Here is a 12,732-nt window from a genome sequence, read left to right on the forward strand (position 1 = left end):
TTCTTCATACGCAGGAGCCTCCATGTCGCGTGTGCTGGAACTAGTGCTGTGCATGTCGTTGGAAGGTTGGCCGGCCGCGGCGACGGGCCGGGCGCGGGGCGCGCAACGCGACTTCGGCGCCGAACTCGGCCGCGCGTGGCGCATCTGCCCGCAGGTCCGGATGCGTCGCGGCCAGGAGCGTGTGACGATCGAACCGTGCGAGATCGTCGAAGCCGAGCCGAGTCCCGGCGCGAGCTGGTGGACGTGGGTCGAATCCACCGCGAACGGGCGGCGCGTCGTCGCGTCGCGCACGCGGGCGTTCGCGCCCGGCGTCACGCTTCGCGAGGTCTTCGATGCGGAACACGCGGGCATCGTCGTCGCCGCGCGTGAACCGGAGCCGGCGGTGCGGGCCGATCCGTCGGCGCAAGCGAAGGCATCCGGCGGGTCCGGGGCGGCGGAGGCGTCCGCGGTGACCGATGCGTCCGGAGCGTCCGCAGCGCAGGACGCCGCGATCGCGCTGGAAACCGCCGCCGCCGAGGCGTCCGCCCCCCAGGCCGAACCCGCAGCGCCGGCTGGCGCCGTGCCTCTGCGGCTCGTCAGCGAGCGGCGGCGCGGGCGCTGGGCCGACGACAGCGGCGTGGTGGTCGAGATGACGCTCGACGACGTGTCGATCCACGACGGCGACGGCCCGCCGCGCCGTTATTGCGAACTGCGCCTCGCGGCGCCGGACTGGGAGACGCTCGATGCGCGCACGGCAGCGCTGCACGCGCTGTTCGCCGCCGCGCGCGAACTGAGTGGTGCGTGGCCCGCGTTCGTGCAGCTGACGAGCGTGATCGATCGCGCCTGCGCGGGCGCGCTGGCTGCAGACACCCCGGTGAAGGCGCGGCTCGTCGACCTGAGCGGCATCCGCACACAGCGCGCGGCGCTGTTCGCGCTGTCCGGCGACATCGCCGCCCAATGGCTCGGCAACGAAAATGGCGTGCTTGATTGCGAGGATCCAGAATTCGTCCACCAGATGCGTGTCGCGCTGCGCCGCTTGCGCACGCTGATGCGTTTTTTTCCGCGCTACGCGAACGGCGGCTGGAAGGACAGTCTCGCGACCGACCTGCGCTGGCTCGGGTCGATGCTCGGCACCGTGCGCGACTGGGACGTGTTCTCGACGGAGAGCCTGCCCGCACTGATTGCCGCCGACGGCGGCAACCCAGAGTGGGCGGGCACGCTCGACGCGTCGCGCGCACAATGCGTGGCGGCGCGTGTCGAGCTGCGGCAGCAGTTGCATTCGGCGCGGTACGCGCGGCTCACGCTCGGCTGGCTCGAATGGGTGAGCGCGCTGGCGCTGCCGCCCGTCGGCGACGATGATGCGCCGTCGCTGAAGCGGCACGTCGCGAAGCGCGTGCGCCGCCTGTTCGGTCATCTGTACGGCTCACCGTCGCTCGAATCGCTCGACACGGCCGCGCGCCATCAGGTCCGGATCGATGCGAAGCGGCTGCGCTACGCGCTCGAGTTTTTCGCGTCGCTGGCGTCGCGCCGCACGCGCACCGAGACGGTCAAGACGCTATCGCGCGTGCAGGGCGTGCTCGGCGAAGCGAACGACACGGTGGTCGCGCTGCATCGTCTCGAGCAACTGGCGGCGCCGCCGTACCAGCTCGGCTTCGTGCGTGGCTACGGCGCGGCGCTCGAGCAGCGCGCGGTGCGCGACGCCGAGGCGCTGCTCGCCAGCCTGCGGCCGCCGAAGCTTGCCGGCTGAGCGGTGCGTTGACGATCATGGCATCCCGCTTCCTGCCCGCCGAACGATGAGCGCCGATCCTGACCCATCCGCATCGTCGGTCTCGACCGACCCATCCGTCTCGTCCGAGCCGCTCCAGCCGCTCGAGCTGGGTGGCGAGCTATGGCTGCGCGCGGGTACGCAGACGCTCGGCGGCGCGGCGCGCATCGCGCTGCTGGCGGCGATTGGCGAGACCGGCTCGATCACGCGCGCCGCAAAGACGGTCGGCATCAGCTACAAGGCCGCGTGGGAGGCGATCGACACGATGAACAACCTTGCCGGCGAACCGCTGGTGCTGCGCTCGACTGGCGGCAAGGGCGGCGGCGGCACGGCGCTGACACCGCGCGCGACGTCGCTGATTGCCGCATTCCGCACGATCGAGCGCGAGCATCGCCGTTTCATCGACGCGGCGAGCGCGGCCGTGGCCGGCTTCGATGTCGACTGGGCGCTGATCGGGAGAATCGGCATGAAAACCAGTGCGCGCAACCAGCTGTTCGGGAAGGTCGCGTCGATCCGGCGCGGCGCAGTCAACGACGAGGTCGTGCTGACGCTGCCGGGCGGCCAGGCGATCGTCGCCGTGCTGACGCACGAAAGCGCCGACGCGCTCAGCCTGCAGGTCGGCGGCGACGCGTGCGCGCTCGTGAAGGCGTCGTGGGTCGTGCTGGCGGTCGACGACGGCGGGCCAGCGCTGAAGCTGTCGGCACGCAACCAGCTGCACGGCACCGTCGAAGCGGTAAAGGGCGGCGCGGTGAACAGCGAAGTGACGCTCGCGCTCGACGGCGGCGGAACGCTGGCCGCGATCGTCACGAACGACAGCGCCGATGCGCTGGGGCTCGCCGCGGGTCAGCGCGCGATCGCGCTGTTCAAGGCGTCGAGCGTGATCCTCGCGGTGACTGGGTGACTGGGTGACGAGGTGACGAGGTGACGCCGGCGGGGCCGCGCGCCGCTACGCGACGCGGCTCGGCCACACGGCGTGCGGCGCGCCCGGCTGCACGCGTCCTTCGTTCACGTGGACGACCTGGTCGCCGAACACGGCGACGTCATCCGGGTCGTGCGTGATCAGCACCATCGGGATATCGAGCCGCGCCTGCAGTTCGGCGAGCTCGTGGCGCATGCGCTGGCGCATCGCGCCGTCGAGCGCCGCGAACGGTTCGTCGAGCAACAGGATGCGCGGCTGAGCGATGAGCGCACGGGCGAGCGCCACGCGCTGCTTCTGCCCGCCGGACAACTGCGCCGGATAGTGGCCGGCGAGCGCTTCCAGTTCGAATACGTGCAGCCAGTACGCGACTTCCGGCGGCAAGGCCTTCGCACGCGGATTGCGCCAGCCGGGCGTCAGCCCGAACGCGAGGTTCTGGCGCACGTTCAGGTGCGGGAACAGCGCGTAGTCCTGGAACAGGTACGCGACGCGGCGCTCGCGGGTTGGGACGTCGATGCGGCGCGCAGCGTCGAACAGCGGCTCGCCGTTCAGCGAAATCGTGCCGGCGTCGGGCGCGAGCAGCCCCGCGATCGCCTGCAGCGTCAGGCTCTTGCCGGCCCCCGACGGACCGAACAGCACGACGCGCTGCGTCGTCGCGGTGAACGTCACGTCGAGCGCGAAATGGCGTTCGGCGGTTGCGTACGTCTTGCGGATGTCGACGGCGAGGCTCATCTCAGCGTGCCCCCGTCAGCGCGCGCGACGGCACGAGGCGCCCGGCCACGAGCAGCACGATCACGCAGGTCACCGACGTCACCAGCACGAGAAAGTTGGCCGTGCCGTCTTCCCCGGCCTGCACGGCTGCGTAGACGGCGACCGACAGCGTCTGCGTGCGGCCCGGCAGGTTGCCCGCGATCATCAGCGTCGCGCCGAATTCGCCGAGCGCGCGTGCGAACGCGAGCAGCGCGCCGGCCAGGATGCCGCGTGCGGCGAGCGGCATCGTCACGCGGAAGAACACGGCGGCCTCGCCGAGGCCGAGCGTGCGCGCGGCGCGCTCGAGCTGCGGATCGACGCCTTCGAACGCGGCCCGCGCGGATTTCAGGATCAGCGGGAAGGCAACGACCATCGACGCGATCACCGCGCCTTGCCACGTGAACACGAGCTGGATCCCGTACCGGTCGAGCCACTCGCCGAACACCCCGCGCCGCCCGAGCAGCACGAGCAGGTAATAGCCGAGCACGGTCGGCGGCAGCACGAGCGGCAGCGTCAGCAGCGAATCGATCACGTCGCGCACGGGCGAGCGCCAGCGCGCGAGCGCGAACCCGGCGGCGACGCCGAGCACGATGTCGAGCGCGGTCGCCCAGCCGGCAACCTTCAGCGACAGCAGCAGCGGAACCCAGGCGTCATGCATGTCAGGCGACTCACTTGGCGGCGGCCGGCCTGAAGCCGAACTTCGCGAGCACCGACTGGCCCTGCGGCGACGTGACGAAGTCGACGAACGACTGCGCCTGCGCGGCATGCTGGCTGTCCTTGACCACCGCGATCGGATAGGTGATCGCGGTTTGCGTCGGCACGGTCAGCGCGACTTTCACGCGCCCGGGCATGATGGCCGCATCGGTGCCGAACACGAAGCCGGCGTCGACTTCGCCGCGCGCGACGTAATCGAGGCTCTGGCGCACGTTGGCCGCCAGCACGCCCTTTGCGCTGACCGCGTCCCAGACGCCCGCCGCCCGCAGCGCGCCTTCGGTGTAGCGGCCGACCGGCACCGAGGCCGGATCGCCGTACGCGATCCGCTTCACGCCCGGCGCGGTCAGGTCGTGCAGCGACGCGGGCGCGGCCGCATGGCTGTCGGCCGGCACGATCAGCACCAGCGAGTTCGCGGCGAAGTCGCGCCGCGTGCCGGGCACGATCACCTTCTCGTCGGCCGCGCGGTCCATCGCCTTCTGGTCGGCCGACGCGAACACGTCGGCCGGCGCCCCCTTCGCGATCTGCTGCATCAGCACGTCCGACGCGCCGAAGTTGAGCAGCACCTTGGTGCCGGGGTGCTGTTTCTCGTACGCGTCGCCGACGGCCTTGAATGCGTTCGTCAGGCTGGCGGCGGCCGACACGACCAGCTCGTCGGCGGCCCGAGCGGGCGCGGTGAACGCGATCCCGGCCGCGAGCGTGGCGAGCGGCAGCAGGCGGAGCAGGGTGCGGCGGAGCGGACGGACGGATGAGCGCATGGTGGTTTTCGTTCGAATGAAGGAAACCGTAATCGTAATATAGGGCGGGTTATAACGCTTCGCATACTACTCATGCGACGGTGGGCATGAGTGGTGGACGGAGCGGGAAGAAGCGGGAAGAAGCGGTAAGCGCGGGAAGAAGCGGCAAAAATCGGGACGAAGCGGGACGACTTGGGCGCCGCCCGCGCCACGGCGCGGGCGAGCGGCATTTACGCGTGCAGCAGATGGACCTGCGCTTCAGTGCGCTGCAGCGACGACGGCTGCGACGCCGGATGGTAGTTCGGGTTGGCCTTCCAGCGCGCGCGCACGAACGGCCGTTCGTGGCCGGACAATTGCAGCGCGACCTTGGTCACCCAGCGGTGCGACGGCACGGTGATCCCGTGCAGCGCGACGGTGACGAGCGCGAGGCTCACGACGACGGCCGACACCGACCAGCGATGCGGTTTGGCATGCCACGAGCCGTAAATGAACACCAGCGCGGCGAGCGCGCCGACGATACAGCCGGTGATCGATTCGGACGGCGAATGGGCCGCGAGCGCGACGCGCGATACACCGACCGCGACGCCCGCCGCGAGCCCGAGTGCGATTCCGAGCAGGCGCACCGGCACGCGCGTGCGGATCAGCATCAGGAACATCGCGACCGGGTAGACCGACGTCGACAGCATCGCGTGGCCGCTGAACCCGGTGAAATCCCACGCGCGGATGCCGATGCCCCAGCCGAGGAAGGCAATCTTCGTGAGCGCGACGACGCCGATCGCGGCGGTCAGCACGGCGAGCCATGCTGCGGCGCGTTGCCATGAATAACCGAGCGCGAGCCAGACGGCGATGGTGACGGCAAGCGGCAGGGTCAGGCCGGCGCCACCGAACACGGTGATCGAGATCCACAGGTGAGACGGCAGGTCGAACATCGGGAGAGGAGAGCAAGCAGGGGCGGGACGGAATGCTTAATCAACGCACGAGCCGGGAAGAGCGACTACAACGGATACAAGCGGCGAAACACCAGTATAGCCGCGTGCATGCACGCGGCCCGCTTTTTGCACCGGCGGGAACTATCGGCGCGCAGGATAAATCCCAGAAACAATGTTATTGTGCATCGCACAACGCCGAACGATGCGTCACTTGTGGCGTCCCCAATTCCTGACTGCGAGCCCTATCGATGACCAAAAGTCTGACGAAATTATGGCTGGGCGGTGTGAAACGCATGCTGTCCCCATCGGCCAAACGCGCGGCGCGCGACGTCGAGCGCATCGCGCGCGACGTGATCGACGCCGCTGCGTCACCCGTCTCTGCCTCGTCGCCCGTCTCCGTCGATCTGTCCCCTTCGCCCGTGCGCGAGTCGCGGGTGCGGCCGCGCGCGGCCGCGTGGGCGGCCGGCGAGTGGACGCGCGGCGAACATCCGATGGCGCCCGCGATCGGCCGCCTCGTCCAGCTTCTTTCCTACGGCCTGTACGTGCCGTCGGGCCGCCGGCGCGCGGGGATGCCGCTCGTCGTGATGCTGCACGGCTGCACGCAGACCGTCGACGAATTCGTGCAGGGCACCCGGATGAACCTGCTCGCCGACCGTCACGGATTCGCGGTGCTGTATCCGGAACAGTCGATGCGCGCGCATGCGCATGGCTGCTGGCACTGGTACGAAGATACCGAGCGCGCCGGCCGCGGCGAGGCGCACACGGTCGCGTCGCTGGTCGATGCGCTGGTCGATGCGCACGGTTTCGACGCGTCGCGCGTTTATGTCGCGGGATTGTCGGCCGGCGCGGGTCTTGCATCGCTGCTCGCGCTGCATTTCCCGGACCGCTTCGCGGCGGTCGCGTTGCACTCCGGGCCCGCGCTCGGCGAAGCGCATTCGGGCATCACCGCGATGGACGTGATGCGGCGCGGCGTACGGCAGGATCCGGCCGCAGCAGTCGACGCGCTGATCGGCGACGACGCGTTTCCGGGCATGCCCGCGCTGATCGTCCATGGCGACGGCGATCACGTGGTCTCGCCGAAGAACGCGGATCAGCTTGCCGTCCAGTTCCTGCGCCTGAACGGGATGGCGGACAGCCGCGGTGCGCTGCGCGGCGGCCAGCGCGTCGAAGCGCGCGAAGCCGGTGCGCAGATCTGCGATTACCAGCGTGACGGCGAATCGGTCGTCCGGCTGTGTCACGTCAAGGGGCTCGACCACGCGTGGGCGGGCGGCGACGAGGCCGTACCGTTCCACTCGGCGCTCGGCCCTGATGCGAGCAGGATGATCTGGTCCTTTTTTGAGGCGCATCGTCGCGCTGTGGCGGCGGAACGACGCACGGTCTGATCGACGCTGGCAAGTCTTAAGGGTTTTCCCTATAATACGGGAAAACACCTAGTCGAAAACCCTTGGACTTGCGAGATCGATCATGTACCTGCTGAGCCACCTCTTCCTGATGCTGACCAAGAACGCCGAGCAGGCCGCGAAAGAGCGTGCCGATGCTTACCTTGCCGAAGCAGCCGACATCTACGATCTCGAATTCCGCATGCGCAAGATCGATCGCGAAGCGGCGATGAACCGCCCGTATTCGTTCGGCGCGCGTTAAGCGGTACCGGGCGGGCGGGTCGGCCCGCCGATCCGGCAAGTCGCGCAAAAAGGGCGCGTGCGGCATCAAGCCGCACGCGCCCTTTTTGCATTCGCGGCGCGCGTCGCGTCAGACGACCGTCAGGCGCACCGGCACGTTGTTGCGGGTCGCGTTCGAGTACGGGCACACCTGGTGCGCCTTCTCGACGAGGGCTTGCGCGTCGGCCTTGTCGAGGCCCGGCAGCGACACGCGCAGTTCGACGTCGAGCCCGAAGCCGCCCGCGTCGTTCGGACCGATGCCCACTTCGGCCGTGACCTGCGTGTCGGCCGGGATCGCCTGCTTGCTCTGGCCGGCGACGAATTTCATCGCGCTCAGGAAGCACGCCGAGTAACCTGCAGCAAACAGCTGCTCGGGATTCGTGCCTTCCGCGCCGGTGCCGCCCAGTTCGCGCGGCGCCGCGAGCTTCACTTCCAGCTTGTTGTCTGCGGATACTGCGCGGCCGTCGCGGCCGCCCGTGCTCGTTGCGCTCGTCTTGTACAGAATGTTCATGGTGCAGCTCCTGTCGGAAGGTGGGAAGAGCGGTCCGGTCAAGCAGCATGTGGCCGGCCACGGACAAAATATAGAACACAAATCATTAGTGTGCAAATCAAATTTTTAAAAAACTGCCCGGGCGGGCCGGGCAGCCGGGCGGTCAACGCTCGTCGGTGGCCGACAGCGCGTCGCGGAGCTGCTTCAGGTCCGCGCGCAGCCGGATCAGGAACTCCGGCGTTTGCCGCATCGCGCAGAACAGGTCGGCGGGCACCGAGCGCGCCCTTTCCTTCAGCGTGCGCCCGTCAGATGTCAGTCGTACGTTCACCACGCGCTCGTCGGCCGCGCTGCGAACGCGCTCGACATAGCCGAGCGCTTCCAGTCGCTTCAGCAGCGGCGTGACCGTCGCGGGGTCGAGATCGAGGCGCGCGGCGATGTCCTTGACCGCGATGTCGTCGCGTTCCCACAGCACGAGCATCGCGAGATATTGGGGATAGGTGAGCGACAGCTTGTCGAGCAGCGGCTTGTACGCTTTCGTCATCGCGTGCGAAGTCGAGTAGAGCGCGAAGCACAATTGCTCGTCGAGCGTCTGCGGATAGGCGGGCGGGCGATCCATGATTCGAAATGCGCGGACTTGGCGCAAACTATTTGCGTGCAAATTATTCTGCGCGCAAATGATTCGCTTGAACAGTAGCGCCCGGCAACGGCCGGTGCGTGTGACGGTGAAGGGCGGGGGTGCCGCGGCGAGGTCGGCGGAGGCCGGCGGCGCGCGCCGGCCGGCACCGGTCAGCGGCCCGTCGACGGCTTCGTCGGCGCGCCGGGTTCCTGCACGCCGAAGCAGCCGCGATAGGTCGCGTAGAACGAGCAGTACAGCATCGTGACGATGATGATCGTCACCGGCATCATGATCGTCAGCGCATAGGCGCCCGCGCCGAGTGCCTGCAGCAGCAGCGACAGCACGAGCGAGGTGCCGAGCGCGACCCCGAACCAGAGCAGGCCGTACACGGTAAACGCGCCGCGGTTGCGCCAGCAGCTGACGATGCTGAAGAACAGCGCCTTCGCGGGCGGGATGTCGTGCCATGCGGTGAGCACCGGCGCGAACCAGAACAGCATCGCGACCGGCACGTACAGCAGCGTCGCGAGCAGCAGCGCGCCGAGCGTGCCTTGCGCCGCGAGCGATTCGGGCGTCGCGCTCGTATCGCCCGTCGCGCCCATCATCGCGTTGAACAGCGCGCCGCCATCCATCACCGACGACGCGCCGAACACGAACACCATCGACACGACGTAGATCACGCCGAGCACGAGCAGCCGCTGGGTCGTGACGTGGCCGTACGAGCGGAAGCCGTCGACGAGTATCGTCGGCATCACCGGCTTGCCGGCGACCGTGTCGCGGCACGCGGCCATGAAGCCGACCGCGATGCCCGGGATGAACAGCAGCGGCAGCGCCGCGCCGATCACCGGCACCATCGACACCAGCGTGATCGCCAGCAGGTAAGTGAAGAACAACGTGATGAATGCGAGCGGGTTCCGGCGGAACAGCCAGATACCCTGTCGGAACCAGACATAGCCCGTCTTCGCGGGCACTTCGATCAGTTGCATGCGGGTTGGGTCTCGGGAAGCACAGGCGTATGCGCGATACGCTCGCGCAGGATGCGTTCAAAATGGCCGGGGTCGTGCGGCTTGAGCATCTCGGCCGCGCGGGGCAGGTGGAAGTCGTACAGGCGCGATACCCAGAAGCGGTACGCGCCGGCGCGCAGCATGTCGCTCCAGTGGCGCCGCTCCTCTGCCGTGAACGGGCGGACGGTCTGGTATGCGCGCAGCAGCGCATCGGCGCGCGCCGAGTCGAGCACGCCCGTTGCGAGGTCGACGCACCAGTCGTTGACGGTCACCGCAACGTCGAACAGCCACTTGTCGCAGCCGGCGAAATAGAAATCGAAGAAGCCGCCGAGCCGCACGTTGTGGCCGGTGCCGGGCGCCGCGTGCGCGAACAGTGCGTTGTCGCGGAACAGGTCGCAGTGGCAGGGGCCGCCGGGCAGCGCCGCGTAGTCGGCGGAGCCGAAGAAGCGCGCCTGATGGGCGAGCTCGCCTTCGAGCAGCGCGAGCTGTTCGGCCGTCACGAACGGCGCGATGGCCGGCACGTTCTCCTGCCACCACGGCAGGCTGCGCAGGTTCGGCTGGTTGCGCGGGTAGTCGCGGCCGGCGAGGTGCATGCGCGCGAGCATCTGCCCGACCTCGATGCAGTGCTCGATGCCGGGCGCGAGCTCGGTCGCGCCGTCGAGCTTCGTGACGATCGCGGCCGGCTTGCCATGCAACTCGCCGAACAGCGCGCCGTCGTCGCGCGGGATCGGGTCCGGCACCGGCACGCCGTGGCCGGCCAGGTGGCGCATCAGGTCGAGATAGAACGGCAGCTGTTCGGCCGTCAGCTTTTCGAAGATCGTGAGGACGTATTCGCCGCGCGTCGTCGTCAGGAAGAAGTTGCTGTTCTCGATGCCGGACGGAATGCCGCGGAATGCGACGACATCGCCCAGCGCGTAGTGGCGCATCCAGTGCGCGAGATCGGAGTCGGAAACAGCGGTGAATACGGCCATGCGAGATGCGTCGAGTCAGGTTGGGCGGGCACGCGTGCCGCGTGCGTCGCGAAATGGGAAGCGGGGAGAGCCCGTGCGCCGCTGCCGGGGCCGGCGCGGCGCGGGCGGCGCGTCAATAGTGCAGGTTGATCGACGGCAGGCGCGTGATCGGAATGCTCGCGTCGTGCGGCTTCGGCGACGTGTCCGGCGACGCACTCATCTGGTAGCGGGTGCCGAAGTTCGACTTCACGTCGATCTCGACCGGCTTGCCGCGATCGCGGTATTCGGTGACCTCGGTGCCGTTCTTGCTCTTCGTATGAAAGCTCGGCGTGCGGCGGATGTCGCCAAAATCGACCTTGGACGTGACTTCGGCGCCGGGGCGGTTGATCTTCCGGAGATCCGGCAGGCCGGCGGCTTCGTTGGCGTCGGCCTGCGCTTGCGCGTCGGCGCCCGGCGTGCCGCCGGCGGCGTGGGCGGCGCTGGCGACGGCGAATGCGGCGGCAGCGGCGACGAGAATGAGCGGCTTCATTGTGACTCTCCCAATTAACCGCTCAATTTTAGCAAATACTGCGCGTCGTCCGGCCGCTTGCTTGCGGCGCGTGACCGGCAGTCTGACAAGGTTCCGTGGTAATGTCGGCTGATCAGACGAGGTGATGAAAATGAAGAACGATTTGAGCCGCAGACACCGGATGCTGACCCCGGAAAATCCGCCGGTCGAAGGATTCGACGACCCGATCGCCGCCGTCGCGCGGCTGTCCGCCATCTACGAGGCCAATGCCGGCTTCCTGCGCGATGCGTTCGCACGCTATCGGCGCCACGAACCGATCACCGAGCACGTGCGCGCGTGCTATCCGTTCGTGCGGGTCCGCACGGATGTCAACACGCACGTCGATTCGCGCCGCTCGTACGGATTCGTCGCCGGCCCCGGCGTGTTCGAGACGACGGTGACCCGCCCCGACCTGTTCTCGAACTACTATCGCGAGCAATTGCGCCTGCTTGCGAAGAACCACCAGGTGAAGATCGAGGTCGGCGTATCGTCGCAGCCGATCCCGGTTCATTTCGCGTTTCCGGAAGGCATCCATCTCGAAGGCGAGCTCGATCGCGACAGCCTGCTCGCGATGCGCGACGTGTTCGATACGCCGGACCTGTCGTATCTCGACGACCGCATCGTCAACGGCACGTTCGAGCCGGCGGCGGGCGAACCGCATCCGCTCGCGCTGTTCACGGCCGCGCGGGTCGACTTCTCGCTGCACCGGCTGCGCCACTACACCGCGACGTTGCCAACGCATTTCCAGAACTACGTGCTCTACACGAACTACCAGTTCTACATCGACGAGTTCGTGAAGCTCGGCCGCACGATGATGACGGAGAGCGACGATCCCGACGTGCGCGCGTACCGCAGCGAGTACAGCGCGTTCGTCGAGCCGGGCGACGTCGTCACGTACAACGAGAACCTCGGCAGCGAGCCGTCGGAAGGCTCGGCGCCGCCGCGCCTGCCGCAGATGCCCGCCTACCACCTGAAACGCGCGGACGGCAGCGGGATCACGATGGTCAACATCGGCGTCGGTCCGTCGAACGCGAAGACGATCACCGACCACATCGCGGTGCTTCGCCCGCATGCGTGGGTGATGCTCGGCCACTGCGCGGGCCTGCGCAACACGCAGCGCCTCGGCGACTACGTGCTCGCGCACGGCTATGTGCGCGAGGATCACGTGCTCGACGCCGACCTGCCGCTGTGGGTGCCGATCCCGGCGCTCGCCGAAGTGCAGCTCGCGCTCGAGCGCGCGGTGGCGGACGTCACGCGGCTCGACGGCGCGGAGCTGAAGCGCGTGATGCGGACCGGCACGGTCGCGAGCGTCGACAACCGCAACTGGGAACTGCGCGATCACCGCGAGCCCGTGCAGCGGCTGTCGCAAAGCCGTGCGATCGCGCTCGACATGGAAAGCGCGACGATCGCCGCGAACGGCTTCCGATTCCGTGTGCCGTACGGCACGCTGCTGTGCGTGTCGGACAAGCCGCTCCATGGCGAATTGAAGCTGCCGGGGATGGCCGACCAGTTCTATCGCGCGCAGGTCGACCAGCATCTGCAGATCGGCGTGAAGGCAATGGAGATCCTGCGGACCAACGGGCTCGACAAGCTGCACAGTCGCAAACTGCGGAGCTTTGCGGAAGTGGCGTTCCAGTAAGGTTCGCGCGTGGCCGGTCAAAGCCGTGGCGTCGGCGCGGCTGC

Annotated in this window: 14 protein-coding genes; 5 read left to right on the forward strand and 9 right to left on the reverse strand. The window is 68.5% G+C overall.

Features of this window, described 5'->3' with window-relative positions; all coding sequences use genetic code 11:
• Positions 1 to 22: 22 nt before the first annotated feature.
• Both DID96_RS17400 and DID96_RS17405 read left to right on the forward strand, forming a co-directional pair.
• Complete coding sequence (locus DID96_RS17400) at positions 23 to 1,726, forward strand: CHAD domain-containing protein (RefSeq protein ID WP_124600519.1); 1,704 nt, start codon at positions 23 to 25, stop codon at positions 1,724 to 1,726.
• 46 nt (positions 1,727 to 1,772) lie between these two features.
• Complete coding sequence (locus DID96_RS17405; protein ID WP_124600520.1) at positions 1,773 to 2,645, forward strand: TOBE domain-containing protein; 873 nt, start codon at positions 1,773 to 1,775, stop codon at positions 2,643 to 2,645.
• Positions 2,646 to 2,690: 45 nt separating this feature from the next.
• Here DID96_RS17405 and DID96_RS17410 read toward each other — a convergent pair whose 3' ends face one another.
• From DID96_RS17410 to DID96_RS17425, 4 genes are all read right to left on the reverse strand, one after another.
• The gene (locus DID96_RS17410) at positions 2,691 to 3,392 is read right to left on the reverse strand and encodes an ATP-binding cassette domain-containing protein (protein ID WP_124600521.1); all 702 of its coding nucleotides are present in this window, start codon (positions 3,390 to 3,392) and stop codon (positions 2,691 to 2,693) included.
• A gap of 1 nt (position 3,393) precedes the next feature.
• Positions 3,394 to 4,068: a molybdate ABC transporter permease subunit gene (modB, locus tag DID96_RS17415; protein ID WP_124600522.1), complete on the reverse strand. Its 675-nt coding sequence runs from the start codon at positions 4,066 to 4,068 to the stop codon at positions 3,394 to 3,396.
• Between the two features lie 10 nt (positions 4,069 to 4,078).
• Positions 4,079 to 4,879 (reverse strand): molybdate ABC transporter substrate-binding protein, encoded by an 801-nt coding sequence (gene modA / locus DID96_RS17420; protein ID WP_124600523.1) that lies wholly within the window; start codon positions 4,877 to 4,879, stop codon positions 4,079 to 4,081.
• A 209-nt stretch (positions 4,880 to 5,088) separates the two neighbouring features.
• Positions 5,089 to 5,787 (reverse strand): phosphatase PAP2 family protein, encoded by a 699-nt coding sequence (locus DID96_RS17425; protein WP_124600524.1) that lies wholly within the window; start codon positions 5,785 to 5,787, stop codon positions 5,089 to 5,091.
• 248 nt (positions 5,788 to 6,035) lie between these two features.
• On the opposite strand from DID96_RS17425, the gene DID96_RS17430 reads away from it, so the two are divergent.
• A complete protein-coding gene (locus DID96_RS17430; RefSeq protein WP_124600525.1) occupies positions 6,036 to 7,169 on the forward strand; it encodes a PHB depolymerase family esterase in 1,134 nt (377 codons plus the stop codon).
• An 82-nt stretch (positions 7,170 to 7,251) separates the two neighbouring features.
• Positions 7,252 to 7,428 carry a DUF3563 family protein gene (locus DID96_RS17435; protein WP_124600526.1) on the forward strand — a complete coding sequence of 59 codons (177 nt, stop codon included), beginning with the start codon at positions 7,252 to 7,254 and terminating at the stop codon, positions 7,426 to 7,428.
• Positions 7,429 to 7,536: 108 nt separating this feature from the next.
• On the opposite strand, the gene DID96_RS17440 is transcribed toward DID96_RS17435, so the two are convergent.
• From DID96_RS17440 to DID96_RS17460, 5 genes are all read right to left on the reverse strand, one after another.
• Positions 7,537 to 7,956 (reverse strand): organic hydroperoxide resistance protein, encoded by a 420-nt coding sequence (locus tag DID96_RS17440; RefSeq protein WP_124600527.1) that lies wholly within the window; start codon positions 7,954 to 7,956, stop codon positions 7,537 to 7,539.
• 142 nt (positions 7,957 to 8,098) lie between these two features.
• Entirely contained in the window at positions 8,099 to 8,551 is a 453-nt protein-coding gene (locus DID96_RS17445; RefSeq protein ID WP_124600528.1) for a MarR family winged helix-turn-helix transcriptional regulator, read from the reverse strand.
• A gap of 170 nt (positions 8,552 to 8,721) precedes the next feature.
• A complete protein-coding gene (locus DID96_RS17450) occupies positions 8,722 to 9,534 on the reverse strand; it encodes a BPSS1780 family membrane protein (RefSeq protein WP_124600529.1) in 813 nt (270 codons plus the stop codon).
• Positions 9,525 to 10,523, reverse strand: coding sequence for a homoserine kinase (locus DID96_RS17455; RefSeq protein ID WP_124600530.1), 999 nt, complete (start codon positions 10,521 to 10,523; stop codon positions 9,525 to 9,527). The genes DID96_RS17450 and DID96_RS17455 overlap by 10 nt, the downstream gene beginning before the upstream one ends.
• A 112-nt stretch (positions 10,524 to 10,635) precedes the next feature.
• Positions 10,636 to 11,031, reverse strand: coding sequence for a hypothetical protein (locus tag DID96_RS17460; protein WP_124600531.1), 396 nt, complete (start codon positions 11,029 to 11,031; stop codon positions 10,636 to 10,638).
• A 130-nt stretch (positions 11,032 to 11,161) separates the two neighbouring features.
• On the opposite strand from DID96_RS17460, the gene DID96_RS17465 reads away from it, so the two are divergent.
• On the forward strand, positions 11,162 to 12,688 hold the full coding sequence (locus DID96_RS17465) for an AMP nucleosidase (protein WP_124600532.1): 1,527 nt from the start codon (positions 11,162 to 11,164) through the stop codon (positions 12,686 to 12,688).
• Positions 12,689 to 12,732: the final 44 nt, after the last annotated feature.

The sequence above is a fragment of the Burkholderia sp. Bp8963 genome, assembly GCF_003854275.1.
GTDB lineage: Bacteria > Pseudomonadota > Gammaproteobacteria > Burkholderiales > Burkholderiaceae > Burkholderia.